Consider the following 18,330-nt stretch of genomic DNA (forward strand, 5'->3'; position numbering starts at 1 on the left):
TATTACCCATTACTAATGTTATGATATCCATTGATCTTCTCCGAAGTTAGGTTTTCTTTTTTCAAGAAATGCATTTCTTCCTTCCTGAGCTTCTTCTGTCATATAGGCAAGACGGGTTGCTTCTCCCGCGAAAACCTGCTGTCCTACCATACCATCGTCTGTAAGGTTCATGGCGAATTTCAGCATTCTGATAGACATTGGAGATTTTCCTAAAATTTCTTGTGCCCATTCATAAGCAGTATCTTCTAATTCTGCATGAGGAACTACTTTATTGACCATTCCCATTTCGAAAGCTTCCTGAGCGGAATAATTTCTTCCTAAAAAGAAAATCTCACGGGCTTTTTTCTGGCCTACCATCTTAGCAAGGTAAGCAGAACCGTAACCACCATCAAAACTGGTAACATCAGCATCTGTCTGCTTGAAAATAGCATGTTCTTCACTTGCTAAAGTAAGGTCACATACTACGTGAAGTGAGTGTCCTCCACCAACTGCCCATCCCGGAACCACTGCGATCACTACTTTCGGCATGAAACGGATGAGACGCTGAACTTCAAGGATGTTCAAACGATGTCTTCCGTCTTCTCCTACATATCCCTGGTGTCCTCTGGCTTTCTGATCTCCTCCACTACAAAATGCCCAGCCTCCATCTTTAGGGCTAGGTCCTTCTCCAGAAAGCAATACAACCCCTATTGAAGGATCTTCATAGGCATCATAAAAAGCATCGTATAATTCTGAAGTTGTTTTAGGTCTGAAAGCATTGCGCACCTCAGGTCTGTTGAAAGCAATTCTTGCTACTCCGTTAGATTTTTTATAGGTAATATCTTCGTATTCCTTGGCGGTTTTCCACTCGATCATCTTATAAAAATTTTTCTCAAAGATACGGAATTACAGAGAATTTCTCAGGTTGAAATTTAAGGTTCATCACGATAAAAAACAGAAATTTTGAACAGATGAATTTGACATGAAGAATTTTCAACAGAAACTGTATAACAGAGCTGTTAACCGATTAAACCTAACAGGTTTTAAAAACCTGTTAGGTTTACAGAATCTAGCTTAAAAACCATAACAGATCAAAAGTTCCTTTATGAGACATAAAATCCGGATAAGACTCTACGTCAACGCCTTCTGTTTAAAATAAAAACCGGAACATTGCTGTTCCGGTTTTCGTATCTGTTGTTGTTAAAAATGATTATTTTGCTCCAGCAGCTGTAAGTTCAGCTTCTTTAGCTTTCATTTCTTTAACTTTATCTACGTTTTTAGTTACTACATAAATTTCTTTTAACGCAGTAACAGCTTCAATATTTTTTGGTGCTACTTTATACCATCCTTCTGCAAATGGTAATGCTTTAGCAAATCTTTCTCTTCTTGCATCGATTAATTTAGATGCCTCGTCTGGCTTATCTTTTCTCAATGCATTAATATCTGCCACTACTTTAGAGTCATCACCAATCGTAGTATATACCAAATTTTGGTAAGCGTCAGCAAAATCAGGTTTTAATTCGATTGCTTTCTTGAATGCTTCTAAAGCATCTGCAACCGTTTCAGGTTTTTTACTCTGCATTACCCCTAAATTAAACCAGCTTACTGCATCATTTGGATTTTTCGCCAATTGTTCCTTCAATCCTGCAACAAATTTTTCTGTGTTTCCTGACTGAAGATATGCAGTAGTCTGAGCTTCTTTAAGCTTGGCATTGTTCGGGAATTTAGCTAATCCCTTATCAATAATCACAAGTGCTTCATTAGCTTTTTTAGCATTCAGAAGTAATGAAACCAATGTTTCATACAAATCAGTCTCTATACTTTTAGATTGTTCAGTTTTGAAATCAGTATAGTCTGAATTTTTCTTCATCACCTCCCAGGTTGCTTTATCAAAATTCACAACCTGGCCACTTTTCTTTTCTTTTGCTGTATAAGTGGTTTCTACACCTGTAAATCCTGAATTCACAAGATCTGTATATATTTTGATAGACTGGTCACTGTTATTAGCTAACGCGTGGCTAAGTCCTGCATAATACATATATATTTTATTGTCCTGACCGCTGGATTTTAATAAGTCATAAACTTCAATAAACTTAGGTGCTGCTGCTGCATAATTTTTTGCATCATAGGCAGCCATAGCTGCTTTGTTGGCTTCCTGAAGCTTTGCATTCAGAGCATTTGCATCTTTTTGCGCGAAAACAAAAGCAGACGCCACGATAGCCATTCCTAAAATTAGTTTCTTCATAATAACTATTCTATATTTAATTGTACAATTTATTCTTCAGAATCAGAATTCTCATTCTCCTCTGCCGGGTTTTCATTTCCAGCCTGAGGTGTTACATTGTCATTTTCCTGGTTATCAAATAGCGATCCTACAACTCCTTCTTCTGTTTCTTCTGTTTCTTCAAGTTCTTCAGAATCTTCTTCTACATCTTTATCCATTTCTACTTTTGCAATGGCTGCAATTTCGTCATTTTTCTTAAGGTTGATCAGTTTTACTCCCTGAGTATTTCTACCCATTACTCTCATTTCGTCCATTCCCATTCTGATGGCAACACCGGATTTGTTGATAATCATTAATCCGTCTTCGTCTGTTACATTTTGAATAGCGATAAGGTTTCCTGTTTTTTCAGTAATGTTCAGGGTAATAACTCCTTTTCCTCCTCTGTTGGTAATTCTGTAGTCTTCTACTGCAGTTCTCTTTCCGTATCCTTTCTCAGATACTACAAGTACTGTTTCGTTCTCTACATCGTTCACAACAATCATACCAATAGCTTCGTCACCATCTTCAAGCAAGATACCTCTTACCCCGATAGATCCTCTACCTACTTCTCTTACTTTCTCTTCAGGGAAACGGATACATTTACCATTTTTAGTAGCAATCATGATCTGAGATGTTCCATTGGTAAGATAAGCTCCTAATAACTGGTCATTATCTCTGATCTCGATAGCATTTACTCCATTTACTCTTGGTCTTGAATACGCTTCTAATGATGTTTTCTTGATAGTACCGTTTTTGGTTACCATCACAACGCTCATTTGATTTACATATTCGGAATCCTTAAGATTGTTTGTTCTGATATAAGCTTTAATCTTATCATCCGGTTCAATGTTGATAAGGTTTTGTACTGCTCTTCCTTTTGCTGTTTTGGAGCCTTCAGGAATTTCAAATACTCTTAGCCAATAACATCTTCCTTTTTCTGTAAAGAATAACATGTACTGGTGGTTGGTTGCAGAAACAATATACTCAAGGAAGTCGGAATCCCTTGTTGTTGCTGCTTTGTTTCCTACACCTCCTCTACTTTGAATTTTATATTCTGAAAGCGAAGTTCTCTTGATGTATCCTGCGTGAGAGATTGTAAGAACTACAGATTCATTCGGGATAATATCTTCGATAGACATTTCTCCTCCTGAATAATCAATTTCAGTTCTTCTTTCGTCTCCGTATTTTTCTTTGATTTCGATCAATTCATCTTTGATAATCTGGAATCTTCTTGGCTCATTGGCTAAGATGTCTTCAAGATTTGCAATTTCTTTCATGATTGCATCGTACTCATCGCGGATCTTATCAAGCTCCATTCCTGTAAGACGAGCTAATCTAAGATCCAGAATTGCCTGAGCCTGAATATCTGAAAGTTCAAATGCCTCGATCAAGCCTTCTTTTGCAGCCTGAGGGTTGGCACTGTGACGGATAATAGAGATGGCTCTATCCAGGGAATCCTGAGTTCCGATCACTTTCATGAATCCTTCAAGAATGTGTGCTCTTTCCTTTGCTTTTTTAAGTTCAAACTGAGTTCTTCTTACGATTACCTCATGTCTGTGTTCTACAAAGTGGTGAATGATATCTTTAAGGTTCAGCTGCTCCGGTCTTCCGTGTACCAATGCAATATTATTAACACTGAAAGAAGTCTGAAGTGCTGTATATTTATATAATAGGTTAAGAACTACATTCGGGATTGCGTCATTTTTCAATTCGTAAACCACACGAAGTCCTTTTCTATCCGATTCGTCTCTGATTTCGTGGATTCCAGGGATTTTTTCGTCTTTAACAAGCTCTGCTGTTCTGGCGATCATTTCCGCTTTGTTCACCTGATAAGGGATTTCAGTAACGATAATAGCGTTTCTGTTTCCGATCTCATCAAAGTTAACTTTCGCTCTTAAAACCACTCTACCTCTTCCTGTATGGAAAGCATCTCTTACTCCGTCATATCCATAGATGATACCACCTGTAGGGAAATCCGGCGCAATAATGTGCTGCATCAGTTCGTCAATCGTAATTTCTTTATTATCGATATAAGCACAGATTGCATCTACAGATTCTGACAGGTTATGGGGCGCCATATTGGTTGCCATACCTACTGCAATACCGGAAGTACCATTAACCAAAAGGTTCGGAACTTTAGTTGGCATTACGGTTGGTTCCTGTAAACTATCATCGAAGTTATTCTGAAAATCAACTGTTTCTTTGTCTAGGTCTGAAAGAACCTCATCAGAGATTTTTTTCAATCTTGCCTCGGTATAACGCATTGCTGCAGGCGGATCACCATCCATAGAACCGAAGTTACCTTGTCCGTCTACCTGAGGATAACGTAAGCTCCAATCCTGTGCCATTCTTACCATAGCATCATATACAGAGGAATCTCCATGCGGGTGATATTTACCTAATACATCCCCAACAATTCTCGCAGATTTTAAATACTTTCTGTTAGAAAATACCCCTAATCCATACATACCATAAAGTACTCTTCTATGAACGGGTTTCAAGCCATCTCTTACATCCGGCAACGCTCTTGAAACGATAACGGACATCGAATAATCGATATAAGACGACTTCATTTCATCAACAATGTTGATAGGAATCAGTCTTTCTCCTTCTTTTTGCATAAACAAATTTTATTGTAATGATATTCAGACCCTTAGCTGTAAGTCTGAAAATTATTTATTTCCAATTTTTATTAACGGGCTAATTTACGAAAAAAATGCCGATTTTTGCTGTAGAATTTATCCAAAAAAATCTTAAAAATTCATAAAAATATGAGCGTATTAAGTATAACTTTCCACTGCACGAAAGATAACCTGGAAGAATGGGAAAATTATATTGATGAAACACTGGTTTTAATGACTGAAAACCTGCTGGATGTCAACAAATATATTCTTTCTGAAGTGCACAGTGACTTTATTGAAGAAGGTAAAAATTATAATCTCCTTTTAATTTTTGATAATAATGAAGTAAGGGAAGATTTTATTCAAAGCGAACTTTTGAATATTTCCGAAAGAATCGAGAAGAAGTTCGGGCAGGAAGTAATGGTTTTCAATACCTTCCTTAATCCCAAAAAATCGAGATTATAACTGATCATAAAAAAAGCACTGAAAAAAATCAGTGCTTTTCTTTTTATCTGTGATGTCCATGACCACGGCCCTTACCTTTGTGATGATGCCCGCGATCGTCATAAATATACACTTTCTTTACCTGGCCTGGTGCGTAGTACCTCGCACTTCCGCCATAATACCTTTTTGCATGGCCCGGAGGCATTCTTCTTCCGTGATGATCGTGTACCACACAAGAAGACAGCATTATTACTACCACAGCTACCCCAGCCATTTTAAACATACTTTTCATTATTTTCACTTTTTCAATTTCGTTAGCGAAATATATCAATGTTAATGCCAAAAGAAATTGAAATTAAGCTAATGTATGTTAAAACTGGCTGCTAATTTTTTATTTTGAATATTGTTAATTACCGCTTCTTTTTTTCACCTGCCCGGGAGCATAATCCTTTGCACTTCCACCAAACACTTTCTTAGCCTGCCCTGGCGGAACTGTTTTCACACGATGTCCATTGTCATGAACTACACATGATGACAGCATAAACATCACAATAAGGACTCCTGTAACTTTAATTAAATTTTTCATTATTTCTACTTTTTCACTTTTAATATAACAATGGTAATGCCAAAAATTCAAAGTTCAAAATTTAAAGTTTAAGGTTTAAGGTTTAAGGTTTAAGGTTTAAGGTTTAAGGTTTAAGGTTTCAATATACAGCCTTTTATTGTCAATGGTCAATTTGCTTCGCAAGTCAATAGTGAATTTTGGAATGGAGATCAGTGTGCTTATCATACCTATTCATCATTCATCATTCATCATTCATCATTCATCATTCATCATTCATCATTTATAATTCTCTAGACGTTTTCGCTTCTTTTTTCCATAAGGATAAGATCTTTCCATTCTCCGTTGAGCTTTCCGATTTTTTTACGAACGCCTACTATTCTGAAACCATTTTTCTGGTGAAATTTGATAGAAGTTTCATTTTCAGAGAAGATATTGGTCTGCAATGTCCAGAATCCATGATCCTCGCTGTCCAAAATCAATTTTTTAAGCAATACGGAACCCAATCCCTTTCCCTGGTATTCATTATCAAAATAAATGCTTACTTCTGCAACTCCTTTATAACATTCTCTTTTGCTGACGGGTTTTAAGGCACACCATCCTACAACTTCATTATTCTCATTTTCCAAAACCCAGCGGCAGTCGTTGAAATATCCCATACTCCAGGCTTCAGCAGTTGGAACTTCTGTTTCAAAAGTGGAAATTCCACCGTCTATTCCCTGGCGGAAAATTTCAAGAACCCTGGCTTCATCACTGGGAAGCATTTCTCTTAGTTCGTAATTCATCGTATTTAATTGTATTTTCTTTTAATTTTTCTTTTAATCCTTGAATAATGAGTCTGTTTACTCTTCTCATCCTGAGAAACGACACTGATATTTCCATCCACTTCAAGAACGGAAAGCTTTACATTATTTATGTTTTCAATTCCATGTTCTCTTATCGCTTCTTCTAATTCACTTTCCGTAATCTTTACGCGATTCAGGGCTGCCTGATCTGCAATCCCATCTCTGATCAAAATAACAGGTTCATCTTCCATGAAAGTCTGAAAGGAGCGACTGGAAAACATAATTCTTTTCAAAATAAAATTAGCAACAAACAAAACCAATGCCGCAATAATTCCGCCTTGGAGAGAGGTGTCAGGGCCTACCATCGCATTCTGGACAGCATTTGAAATTAACAGCAGTAATACTACATCTCCTGCATTGAGCTGAGAAAGCTGATTTTTACCAAATAAACGGATGGCAATTACCATAAAAAGGTAAACGCAGAGGGAACGGACAGCAACGTTAAGAATAGGATCCACAATTTTTTTATCTACTCAAATGTATCGATTTTTGTGATTTGTAAAAAATATTTTATGGACAGATTTTGGTATACATTTTGAGCCTGAAGTTCTGACAAATACCACAAAAATTAATGTCTCATGAAAAAATTATTTCTCTGTTTAGTAATATTCCTGTTCTTTGTATCCTGCAAGAAGAGCGAGCCTCAGTCTGCTGCGTCTTCGGAGGCGGCCATCACCGAAAAAGTTAATGAGCTTTATACGCAATATGGAAAATCTAACGAAGCTATTTATAACCAACCCATTCCGGATACTTTATTTTCTCAGAATTTAAAAAAAGTTTTAGACGAGGCAATAAGTGCATCAAAGGCTGATATTGAAAAGGTAAAGAATAGTGATCATCCTGATGAAAAACCTTTAATTTTTGAAGGCGCTATGTTTTCCAGCCTGTATGAAGGATTTACAGATTATAAGATCAAATCTGTCAAAATACAGGATAAAACTGCTGAGGCATTGGTAGCTTTTGAATACAATATGGCTTCCCCTAAGGTAACATGGATGGATACAGTAAATCTCACCAATACAGATGAAGGATGGAGAGTTGATAATATTACTTTTGATACAATAGGAAATTCTAATGATCTTAGAGCAAAATTAACAGAATTTGTTAAGAGTACACAACAATAGAAAAGCCGCTTTTTGTAAGCGGCTTTATTTTTTACGGGCACTGAACGATTGGAACGTCGCTGCAAATTACTTTATTTGCCCACTCGCAAAACGTACAGTATTTTACAGGTGCTCCTCCGTACACTGACTTCAAATCTGACTTTGTCAGCTTCTTTAAATTTTTCATATAGTTTTAATTTTATGGTAGCCCAAAATTAAAATCTTATACTCTATTGTTTATTACAACTTGAACTGATAAGTTTTCATTATTCACACATTATTGAATAATATGCAATAAATACTATCTGCTGTGAATCTCTACTGTTACAGGCATTACGTAAGTATACGCAACCATATTATCAGTTAGTTTTTTGCGGTCTACTTTGTAATCAAGATCACTTAATACTGTTTCAATTTCTTTACTTACAGTTTTACAATCACCAGTGGAATGTACATTAACGATCTTCCCATTTTTTGCAATATCAAATTTCACCACAGAGTTTACGGTTCCCTGTTTGTAATCAGGGTTGGTAAGGTCAAAATTGGCTTCTAATTTATTTCTGATATCGTTAAAAGTTTCACTCCTGTTCAACTGAATTTCCTGAATGGTATTATGATCTGTAGTTTGAGCTTTAGCAGTGTTCAAAACAGCAGCAAATCCGCAAACGAAAAGTGAAGCTATCAATATTTGAATTCTATTTTTCATAACTAACTGGTTTTAAATATTATACTAACCTATTTTTGTATCTCTTAACCAAAGTTATTAAAAATAATTCATATTAATTTTACATTCAGTTAACATTGAGTTAACATTCAAGATTAATTAACTGATTATCAGTGTTATAAATTTTAAAAATAATTGAAAATTTAATATTGGAGGGTAATTTTAAGCATAAAAAAGGCTAAACCTGATGAGTTTAGCCAATAATTATCTCGATTTTTTATTTTAAAAATGCTCTATCCTTTTATGAATACTTATTCCAGTTCCCTCTTCAAGAACTTCCCAGTCAAACTTTTCTTAGACTTCACAATTTCCTCAGGAGTTCCCTGTGCTACAATCTGTCCACCATGCTTTCCTCCTTCCGGTCCAACGTCGATGATATGGTCTGCTAATTTGATGACATCCATATTATGCTCGATGATAATGAACGAGTTTCCAAGTTCTACCAATTGATTGATGGCATCCATCAGGATTTTTACGTCTTCGAAATGCAATCCTGTTGTTGGTTCATCAAGAATATAAAGGGTATTTCCGGTTTGTCTTTTTGATAATTCGGTTGCTAACTTGATACGTTGCGCTTCACCTCCGGAAAGGGTTGTCGATTGCTGCCCAAGGGTAATATATCCCAAACCTACATCCTGTAATGTTTTCACTTTTGCAAAAATCTTAGGAATTGGCTGGAAGAAATCTACAGCCTCATCAATCGTCATATCCAATACGTCAGAGATTGATTTTCCTTTGTAACGGACTTCCAGGGTTTCTCTGTTGAAACGTTTTCCGTTGCAGGTTTCGCAGTGTACGTATACATCCGGAAGGAAATTCATTTCGATTACTTTCAATCCTCCACCCTGACAGGTTTCACATCTTCCGCCTTTTACATTGAAAGAGAATCTTCCCGGCTTATATCCACGGATCTTACTTTCTGGAAGTTCAGCAAAAAGGTTTCTGATATCAGTAAACATTCCGGTATAGGTTGCAGGATTAGAACGTGGCGTTCTTCCGATTGGAGTCTGGTCTACATCTACAATTTTATCAATATTCTCTAATCCTTCAATTTTTTTGTATGGTAACGGTTCCTGAACCGCTCTGTAGAAATGCTTGTTAAGGATTGGATACAATGTTCCGTTAATCAATGAAGATTTTCCACTTCCTGAAATTCCGGTTACTACAACCAGTTTTCCAAGAGGAATATCCAGGGTTACGTTTTTAAGGTTGTTCCCTGTAGCTCCTTTTAAAACAATATTTTTACCGCTTCCTGCTCTTCTTTCTTCAGGAATTGCAATTTTTCTTTTTCCATTGATATATTGAGCCGTGATGGTATCTGCTTTCAACAGGTCTTTTGGTTTTCCCTGCCAAAGGATTTCTCCACCGAATTTTCCTGCTCTCGGACCAATATCCAGCACCTCATCGGCTTCAAGTATCATGTCTTTATCATGCTCTACCACCAATACAGAGTTTCCAATGTCTCTCAGGTTTTTCAGGGAATGGATCAGCCTTTCGTTATCTCTCTGGTGAAGCCCGATACTTGGTTCATCAAGGATATACAATACATTGACCAATTGTGATCCGATCTGTGTTGCCAGACGAATTCTCTGTGATTCTCCTCCCGAAAGGGTTTTTGAACTTCTGCTCAGACTTAAATAATCCAACCCTACATCCAGCAAAAACTGAAGCCTGGTTTCAATTTCTTTTAAGATCTCATGAGCAATGATTTTATTTTTTTCTGAGAATTTATCTTTAACATCAGCTAACCAGTCTTTTAAATCTGCTAAGCTTAAACCATTGACTTCAGCAATATTCTTCCCGTCAATTTTAAAACTTAAGCTTGAAGGCTGAAGACGGGTTCCATGACATTCCGGGCAAATTTCTTCTGTGGTGAAATGTCTTTCCAGTAAGATGGCTTCGTAGGATTCTCTTTCATCGATAATTTCTTCCATAAAAGCAATCAAACCATCGAAACCAATCTTTATTTTCTTGGTAATTCCTGCGTATTTCAGGTCTTTATTGAATTCTTTATGACATCCGTTGTAGATATAATCCAGTGCTTCTTCCGGAATATCCTGCAAAGGAGTTGTTAATCCCAATCCGAAGATCTCTAGGATATTTTTGATCTGGGAAAGAATCCATTTATTGGATTTAATATCTTCCAACGGCAATAATCCTCCCTGATTAATGGATAACTTTGGATTATCGATGAAATAATCCGTATTGATTTTTTTAATGGTTCCTAATCCTTTACAATTAGGGCAGCTTCCTTTTGGAGAGTTGAATGAGAATGTATTCGGTTCAGGCAGCGCCAGAGAGTGCCCTGTTTCAGCATCCATCAGGTTTTTGGAAAAGTATTCGATATCTGTACTTCCCAGTTTCTGAATTCCTATGATTCCTTCACCCATTTCCATTGCTGTACGCAATGATTTTTCCATTCTGCCTTCTGAAGCATTCTCTCCGATAATCCAACGGTCTATCACAATATCGATATCGTGGGTTTTATAACGGTCAAGTTTTAAATCATACTCAATATCCTGCAGCTCACCATCAATTCTTGCCTGTCCGTAACCTTTTTTAGCCATCTGAACAAAGAGCTCATGATAATGTCCCTTTCTGGAACGCACCACTGGTGCCAAAAGCATGATTTTCTCTTTTTTATAATTTTCTTTGATGGTTTCCAGGATCTGATCTTCGGTATAGCTTACCAACTTCTGTCCTGTAGACAAAGAGTAAGCATCGGAAACTCTTGCGTACAAAAGACGTAGAAAATCGTACAGCTCGGTAACTGTTCCTACCGTAGAACGTGGGTTTTTATTGGTTGTTTTCTGCTCGATAGCAATAACCGGAGAAAGTCCTTCAATTTTATCTACATCGGGACGCTCCAATCCACCTAAAAACTGACGGGCATAGGCTGAGAATGTTTCGATATAACGACGCTGGCCTTCTGCAAAAATAGTATCGAAAGCCAATGACGATTTTCCACTTCCGGAAAGGCCGGTAATAACGACCAATTCATTGCGTGGAATTTTAACATTAATATTTTTAAGGTTGTGTTCACGTGCTCCGTAAACTTCTATATATTCTGTTGATTTGCTCATAATTCGGAGTGACTTTGCCTGAAAATCACAACGTGCAAAAATACGAAATTTTATAGACTTTTTTTGAATATAAAAGGGATAAAAGTTTCATAAAAAAATCTCAGGTTTTGTTAAAGGATTAAATTGGAAATTGTTGGATTATGGTTCCGGGTGATTATGTTTTGGCTGAAGCCAATAGGTATGTTTTAAAATAAAAAACGGGCTAAAGCCCGTTCCTATTGAATGAATCCAAATTAATAATTCATACAGCTCATTAACTTGCATTTATAAATTTGCATAAAGATTGCTCAGATGATTGCTCATATTTTCTTTGCTGAGTGAAACGCCCTTGCGAACATTTTAAGGCTATCAATAAGAACTTTGTGAGCTTTGCGTTATATTCATAAGTTTTGGCTGAAGCCAACAGAAGTCCTATCTATTTTTAAAACGGGTTAAAGCCCGTTCCTATTGATATGGTTTAAAAATGCATATTAATAAAGACATTTATATTTTAAACTGATTTAATGATCTTTGAAGAATTACATATCCTGAAAATCAACATCTTCATTGGTAATTCTTACAATATATTCAATTCCGTCGATAGCTTTGGCAATAATCTGGTTTCTGATGATATTGGCCATATTTTCCCAATAGGCTCTTCCATAGAAAGAATAGTTCTGGGGAATGATTTCTACCTCAACCGTTCTTACGAATCCTTCTTTTGGTTTATTACTGATCATTGTGCCTCTTCTTACTCTTACTTCCCTTACCTCATCTTTCAGAATCATGCGGCAATAATTTTTAACGTCTTCCAAAGAAATGATCTTATCTCTGGTTGTCAGTGCATATTTATAAGCCTGAATGCTGTCAGTTCCTTTTTGCTCTTCAGCTCCTCCTAATGTTTCAGTAAGCAATACTACCGTCTGAGACTTCAACTGATTGGAAAGTTCAGTCCCTGGTCGCATATGATTAGCCAGCGTACAGTGCGTTACCCAAAAAGAAGCATAGGTGTGGTCTGTTTTTTCTACAGGTTCCATGATTACGTAATTCAGTTCCTGTCTGATATTCCTTTTGGCATTGTTTACCTTCTGCACCATGGTTTTCATTTTGTCAGACATTTCGCTGAGAACTCCTTTTACATTATCTCTGTTCAAAAGGGAAAAGGCGGCAATTTCATCTCTTGTCAGTTCCAGAACATTGGCAATCATGTCGACTGCATTTCTGCTGGTGAAGCGCTCCATCCCTCCTTTTCTTACAGTGTATAACCCTTTTTTAAGATCATCGGCTGGTGTGAAAGGAATTTCAGTATATTTTCTTCCGTCACCATCCTGTACCTCATCCACATAAAGGAAATGCTCTCCTTCGTCTGTTACCAAAGGAATGTTATTCCCCATAATATCCAGGCTGTACTCGGTTTTTTTCCAACCTCTGTTGTAGATTGGGAAGGCATTCAGCACAAATGAGAAATTGTCAAGAATTTCTGCCGAAAATTGCGGTGGAAACTCAAACGTAAGCCACAGGTAGCTTTTATTATCCAGAAATTTAGTGATTTCTTCTTTTCCGGCAAGAAAATCAAGATTCTGCGGTAGCTGTCCAGGTTCTGAGAACAGACTTTGAGAAATTCCTGTTACTTCAATAAACTTATGACGATAGATACTTTTAATATCTTCTATCACCTTATTTCTGATAGATTGCTCTTTGAACATCTGCTCATAACCATCGTTTTGACTTTCTGTAAGATAGCTTAATCCCTCTCTTACAAACAGAGGGTTACCATTACTTGACACCGTAATGTACGGTAATAATTTATAGACGAAATCAAGATGTTCAAAAGCCGGATTGGAGCAGAATATGCTCAGATATTTCGGGAAGTTTTCACTTACGTATTTGCTTACATCTACTCCAATGGTAATTTTTCTGTAATCTTCGGGTTTCCCCTGAAATCTTGCAATAGGGATTTTATTGAATCTGTCATCGATGCTGTAGCAGGTATTTCCTACAAACATGATAGAAGTGTGAACTTTATTGATTCTTACATTTCCTACCGGAGTAAAAGGAATATTCAGCTGTTTGTCTGATTCTGATTTCACCGTGGAAGTCATCTGTTTACGGAAGAAGAATTCCGTGTGTTCCAATAAAATCTCGGAAGACTCATAAGGCTGTGTAAAAGCAACGGAATGAGCCGGAATAGGATGTGTATATATGGACGGTGTAAGAAGTTTTGCCAGTTTTTCCAATATACGGGCATTCACCGTCTGTATTTCATTATTCGCTTTAAAAACTTCTGTACTGAATGCATCTATCAACAGTTTTACAAAAGGATCCAGAGACTGTGGGCTTCTTAATCCCCAGACCTTTGTTGCATTCTGCAGCATTCTTGCTTTTACAGATTCTTTGGAATAAATATTCTGATCTAAATTCATAATTTTCTTTCGCTGTTAAAAACATTAATCAATAGACATCGGACTCAGAAACAGTTCTGTTGAGAAGCTGAACCGTTCTCCAGTTTCCTCCATTTTTGCATTGATGGCAATTCTTACTTTCTTTTTAATTTCGGTGTGTTCTTTAGTATCGTAGCTGTGCTCTACAAACTGTATATGAGCATCAATCTGCGGGTTTACGATTCTGGGTTCATATTCCTGAATCTGTCTTCTTAAGCTTTTGATAAAAACGCTTTCCCAGATGGCACTTGTAACTCCATTATCGAATTCAAGATTCCAGACATCATTTCCATAGTTTTCATCATATCTGTTCTCCCCTTTTTTGGTGGTGATCAGCAGCATAATATTGTGGGCAATACTTTCCCCCATATCGCAGGTATCGATACTTCCGCCTTCGGTCATTAAAGTAGACGGTACGAAAGGCATTCTGTAATTTGGTGTATCCATAACTTATTGTTTTTACTTCATGGTCCTGTTTTAAAAACGAAATACCAAATTACACATTTTCGACAAATAATAGTTACAATACTTTAAATATTATTGAAAAATAAGGGCCTTCAAACTGAATTGAAAGCCCTTTAATCTGTTATATTTTTATTTTAAGCATTTTCTTTTTTTCTGTTGATGAAATAGTACACCGGAAGTCCCAGCAATACCAGAACAAAACCTGGCCATGTATACTGCTGTTTGTAAATAAGCAATAAGATGCAGAAGCAAGTTCCTATGATAAGATAAATAACAGGTGTTACCGGATATAGCCATGTATTATAAGGTCTTTCCAGTTCCGGCTGTTTCATTCTTAAATAAATAACTCCAAAAACCGTAATCATATAGAACAGAACAATTACGAAAGAGATCATATCTAATAAATTTCCGTACTGTCCACTCAGGCAAAGGATTGAAGCCCAGATCCCCTGCATCCATAATGCATTTTCCGGAACTTCATTTTTATTGTTTCTTACTGCAGATTTAAAAAACATTCCATCTTTTGCCATCGTCTGGAAAACTCTTGCTCCTGCCAGAATCAATCCGTTATTACATCCAAATGTTGAAATCATTACCAATAAAGCAATGATGACAGTTCCCGCACTTCCAAAAATATTCTGAGATGCTGCTACTGCCACTCTATCATTGGCTGCAAATGCAATTCCGTCTCTGTCCAGTGCATTTAAGTAGACATAGTTTACGGCAATATAAAGGATCATGACGGCAGAAGTACCGTAAATCATTGATTTCACCACATTCTTCTTAGGATTTTCAATCTCACCGGAAACAAATGTCACACTTTCCCAGGCAACAGAACTGAAAACAGAACCTACCATTGCAGCAGCAATTCCACCTAAAAGTGTCATTCCTCCGATGGGCTCCCAACCTTCTTTAAGGAAATTACCACTCAAATCTTTTTTAAGGTTATTGAAAGAATCTGTTCCCCAGCTGAAGTTTTCTGCTAAATGAGAAATGTCTACCAATATAAATCCGGCAGCAATAAGACCTAGTAATGCAATAATTTTGGAACCTGTAAAGATATTCTGAAGAATTTTACCGCTTTCCACTCCTCTCGTATTGATATAGGTAAGCAAAACAATGACAGCAATCGCCAGAATCTGTATCCATGTAATTTTAAATTCTCCACTCTGAAAAATAGGAGCGGCATCGTTTAATGATGGGATCAGATACGCTGTAAATTTACCAAAGGCCATTGCTACGGCAGCAATTGTGCCTGTTTGTATTACAGTAAACAATCCCCATCCGTAAAGAAATCCCATTCTTTTACCAAAGATCTCTTTCAGGTAAGTATATTGCCCTCCGGCTTTTGGAAACAGCGCGGACAGTTCTCCATAGCTTATGGCTGCTGCTACAGTCATCACTCCTGTGATCACCCATACTACAATCAGCCAAAAACCTGATCCCAGGTTTCGCATCATATCAGCACTTACAATAAAGATCCCGCTTCCGATCATAGATCCCATCACAAGCATGATGGCATCCCATAGTTTCAGTTTTTTTTGCATAGTCAAGTATAGGGGTCAAATATAATCAAATCTGCCTTTGATTTTCAAATTTGTTGAAAATTCGTTAAAACACCTGTTTTTTGTCATTTTTTATTCCTTTATGATTCAATTTTAATTAGTATTTTTGAGAAAAATATTAAACATGAAATTTAAAGTTTTATTATTTGCAGCCGCTTTAACAGGTTCTTCATTAGCATTTGCTCAATCTGGTCCACCAGAGGGGAAAGCTTTGGTAGGTGATACGTATGGAAGTCAGGTAACTTCATCTGCTGAATCCAAAGCGATCACCGTAGATAAATTGAATAAGCAGCTTAAAAAAGACAACAAAAAAGTTGAGAATGTATCTATTAAAGGAAAAGTAACTGATGTATGTGACAAAAAAGGCTGCTGGCTTACGATCCAGACAGAAGATAATTCTAAGTTTTTTGTAAAAATGAAGGATTATGCTTTCTTCGTACCTACAGCATTAAAAGGAAAAAATGTAGTATTGGATGGTAATGCAGAAAGAAAAGTAATTTCTGTAAATGAGCAGAAGCATTATGCAGAAGATGCTAAAAAACCTCAGTCTGAAATTGACGCTATCACTGAGCCAAAAGAGGAAATCAGATTTGTAGCGAATGGAATTAAAGTGGTTAACTAATCTTTAGAGGAATCGATATTCTAAAATTAAGTTTTGGCTAAAGCCGGATGAATATTCATTAAAGTAAATGGGCTAAAGCCCATTCCTATTGCATAACATTATCATTGAGTGGACAGCCATTTGAATTTTGGAAATTAGTTATAAAAAAGTTTCGGCAGGCCTGAAGGCCTGCCGAAACTTTTTATGAGGAGATTATTTAAATCCTTTTAATCTTCTATTTTAAAATCCACAACCGCATCCAGCTTCGGATATTTGGTTGCTGAAATAAATTTCTTTCCGGTACAGTCTATTTCCAGCCAGCCCTTCTTTTGTTTTACATCACCAGCTGCCATTACAAAAGGAATAAATGAGATCTCATTTTTCCCTTCTTCTTTGATCTCCCTGTACTGAACTGCAATATCCAGGATACATTCATGCTCTGTATTCAACTTTACATTTCTGTAAATAATATCATAATGTGTTTCCTGATTCTCTGGAATTTCAAGGTAAGTTTCCCATCCTGTAATATCGGAGTTCAGCTCACTGATTGCTTCCAATGCATAATAAAGAGCAATTGTATAATATTTTCTGGTTCCTGCTCTGGCATAATCTTCTACAAAGTGTCCGCCTTCAAATAAAATAGTGGGCATTCCTGCTTTGATAAAATTATCTCCGGTAGAAGTAGGATAAAATTCATCAGAATATCTACCGATCTGGTTGGGTATCATTTCTTTTAAATGGTTGTATACACTTCCGATTACAGCCATACATTTTTTTCTGTTTTCAGTAACCGTACGTTCTACGTTTTCAGAAGGTGCTAAAAAGGAAAGTGTAGCAGGATGGATACCATCAGTCGTAAAAATGGTTCTCTGCTCATGAAGGTTTAAAGCGTAATCATATTTTTTCGAAGCCGCTGCTTTTTTGAGGAATTTAATCTCTTTGCTTGCTTCGTTATGAAAATCTCTGTTCAGATCAATATCGGCTGCATTCAATCTGGTCCATCTTTCAGATCCGTCCGGATTCAGCATGAATATAAAATCAAGCTGTATTTTACTGAACAAATCCTCTTTCATTTCAGGAGCTTTATCAAGACTCACTAAAAGGTCAAGCATAGCATGGGTAGCATTGGATTCATTGCCGTGCATTTGTGACCAGGCCAGTACCTGAATATTTCCGGTTCCAATACTTAACTGATAAATAGGTTTATCTAAATAGGAGGTTCCGATCTCCTGAATATAATCGCTGAGATTGTCCTGTAGATAAGAAAATAATTTTTCAGGAGAAATATAGCGATTTGAGAAATCGGGGTTTTGGGAATAGATCTGTTCAAAATTCATTGTAGGAATAGTTTACAAGAATCAAATTTAGCCATTTTTAGTCAAAAACTTAAATTAACATTTGTAAATATCAACAAAATTCACAAATTTACATTTGCCATCTGATTTTAAAATTGTTTACAAGGTTTAAATTAACCAATTTTCGAGTTATGAAAACAAGTTAACACTTGTAACATTGTTAAACAGTAGTGAAAGACAAATTGTCTGTGGATAAAATTGTGGATTGCGAATAATTTAATGCATGCTATTTAAAATGTTAAAAATCAATACTTTATGGAATTCATCTCAATAGTATTTGTAACAGTACTTTAAGTGTAT

Annotated in this window: 17 protein-coding genes; 3 read left to right on the forward strand and 14 right to left on the reverse strand. The window is 36.5% G+C overall.

Annotated elements, in window-relative coordinates:
- Positions 1 to 18 precede the first annotated feature (18 nt).
- From FB551_RS07575 to gyrA, 3 genes are all read right to left on the reverse strand, one after another.
- Positions 19 to 855: a 1,4-dihydroxy-2-naphthoyl-CoA synthase gene (locus tag FB551_RS07575; RefSeq protein ID WP_047429929.1), complete on the reverse strand. Its 837-nt coding sequence runs from the start codon at positions 853 to 855 to the stop codon at positions 19 to 21.
- A gap of 334 nt (positions 856 to 1,189) precedes the next feature.
- A complete protein-coding gene (locus FB551_RS07580; protein WP_047429927.1) occupies positions 1,190 to 2,224 on the reverse strand; it encodes a tetratricopeptide repeat protein in 1,035 nt (344 codons plus the stop codon).
- 29 nt (positions 2,225 to 2,253) lie between these two features.
- Positions 2,254 to 4,863, reverse strand: a complete 2,610-nt coding sequence (gene gyrA / locus FB551_RS07585; protein WP_142016493.1) for a DNA gyrase subunit A — start codon at positions 4,861 to 4,863, stop codon at positions 2,254 to 2,256.
- Between the two features lie 150 nt (positions 4,864 to 5,013).
- Here gyrA and FB551_RS07590 point away from each other — a divergent pair, with 150 nt between their 5' ends.
- Positions 5,014 to 5,328, forward strand: coding sequence for a DUF4286 family protein (locus FB551_RS07590; RefSeq protein ID WP_047429921.1), 315 nt, complete (start codon positions 5,014 to 5,016; stop codon positions 5,326 to 5,328).
- A 43-nt stretch (positions 5,329 to 5,371) separates the two neighbouring features.
- On the opposite strand, the gene FB551_RS07595 is transcribed toward FB551_RS07590, so the two are convergent.
- From FB551_RS07595 to FB551_RS07610, 4 genes are all read right to left on the reverse strand, one after another.
- Complete coding sequence (locus FB551_RS07595; protein WP_047433213.1) at positions 5,372 to 5,599, reverse strand: hypothetical protein; 228 nt, start codon at positions 5,597 to 5,599, stop codon at positions 5,372 to 5,374.
- Between the two features lie 114 nt (positions 5,600 to 5,713).
- Positions 5,714 to 5,893, reverse strand: a complete 180-nt coding sequence (locus tag FB551_RS07600; RefSeq protein ID WP_047429919.1) for a hypothetical protein — start codon at positions 5,891 to 5,893, stop codon at positions 5,714 to 5,716.
- A 269-nt stretch (positions 5,894 to 6,162) separates the two neighbouring features.
- Positions 6,163 to 6,654 (reverse strand): GNAT family N-acetyltransferase, encoded by a 492-nt coding sequence (locus FB551_RS07605; RefSeq protein WP_142016496.1) that lies wholly within the window; start codon positions 6,652 to 6,654, stop codon positions 6,163 to 6,165.
- Between the two features lie 5 nt (positions 6,655 to 6,659).
- Positions 6,660 to 7,172 carry a DUF421 domain-containing protein gene (locus tag FB551_RS07610; RefSeq protein WP_047429912.1) on the reverse strand — a complete coding sequence of 171 codons (513 nt, stop codon included), beginning with the start codon at positions 7,170 to 7,172 and terminating at the stop codon, positions 6,660 to 6,662.
- Between the two features lie 120 nt (positions 7,173 to 7,292).
- Between FB551_RS07610 and FB551_RS07615 the strand changes: the two genes are divergently transcribed.
- Positions 7,293 to 7,838 (forward strand): hypothetical protein, encoded by a 546-nt coding sequence (locus FB551_RS07615; protein ID WP_142016498.1) that lies wholly within the window; start codon positions 7,293 to 7,295, stop codon positions 7,836 to 7,838.
- 31 nt (positions 7,839 to 7,869) lie between these two features.
- On the opposite strand, the gene FB551_RS07620 is transcribed toward FB551_RS07615, so the two are convergent.
- The 6 genes from FB551_RS07620 to FB551_RS07645 all read right to left on the reverse strand — a co-directional run bounded on the left by FB551_RS07620 (position 7,870) and on the right by FB551_RS07645 (position 16,056).
- Positions 7,870 to 8,004 (reverse strand): bacteriocin-like protein, encoded by a 135-nt coding sequence (locus FB551_RS07620; RefSeq protein ID WP_079241841.1) that lies wholly within the window; start codon positions 8,002 to 8,004, stop codon positions 7,870 to 7,872.
- 114 nt (positions 8,005 to 8,118) lie between these two features.
- Positions 8,119 to 8,523, reverse strand: coding sequence for a hypothetical protein (locus FB551_RS07625; protein WP_047429906.1), 405 nt, complete (start codon positions 8,521 to 8,523; stop codon positions 8,119 to 8,121).
- 269 nt (positions 8,524 to 8,792) lie between these two features.
- Positions 8,793 to 11,624, reverse strand: a complete 2,832-nt coding sequence (uvrA, locus tag FB551_RS07630; RefSeq protein WP_142016501.1) for an excinuclease ABC subunit UvrA — start codon at positions 11,622 to 11,624, stop codon at positions 8,793 to 8,795.
- Between the two features lie 518 nt (positions 11,625 to 12,142).
- Entirely contained in the window at positions 12,143 to 14,026 is a 1,884-nt protein-coding gene (locus tag FB551_RS07635) for a type VI secretion system baseplate subunit TssF (protein ID WP_142016503.1), read from the reverse strand.
- Between the two features lie 24 nt (positions 14,027 to 14,050).
- Positions 14,051 to 14,491 (reverse strand): GPW/gp25 family protein, encoded by a 441-nt coding sequence (locus FB551_RS07640; RefSeq protein ID WP_002979175.1) that lies wholly within the window; start codon positions 14,489 to 14,491, stop codon positions 14,051 to 14,053.
- 152 nt (positions 14,492 to 14,643) lie between these two features.
- Positions 14,644 to 16,056: an APC family permease gene (locus FB551_RS07645; protein WP_142016506.1), complete on the reverse strand. Its 1,413-nt coding sequence runs from the start codon at positions 16,054 to 16,056 to the stop codon at positions 14,644 to 14,646.
- A gap of 142 nt (positions 16,057 to 16,198) precedes the next feature.
- Here FB551_RS07645 and FB551_RS07650 point away from each other — a divergent pair, with 142 nt between their 5' ends.
- Complete coding sequence (locus FB551_RS07650) at positions 16,199 to 16,696, forward strand: DUF4920 domain-containing protein (protein ID WP_047429898.1); 498 nt, start codon at positions 16,199 to 16,201, stop codon at positions 16,694 to 16,696.
- 206 nt (positions 16,697 to 16,902) lie between these two features.
- On the opposite strand, the gene FB551_RS07655 is transcribed toward FB551_RS07650, so the two are convergent.
- On the reverse strand, positions 16,903 to 18,012 hold the full coding sequence (locus tag FB551_RS07655; RefSeq protein ID WP_142016509.1) for a M14 family zinc carboxypeptidase: 1,110 nt from the start codon (positions 18,010 to 18,012) through the stop codon (positions 16,903 to 16,905).
- Positions 18,013 to 18,330: the final 318 nt, after the last annotated feature.

Origin of the sequence: Chryseobacterium aquifrigidense, assembly GCF_006716485.1 — a bacterium.
GTDB classification, from domain to species: Bacteria; Bacteroidota; Bacteroidia; order Flavobacteriales; family Weeksellaceae; genus Chryseobacterium; species Chryseobacterium vietnamense.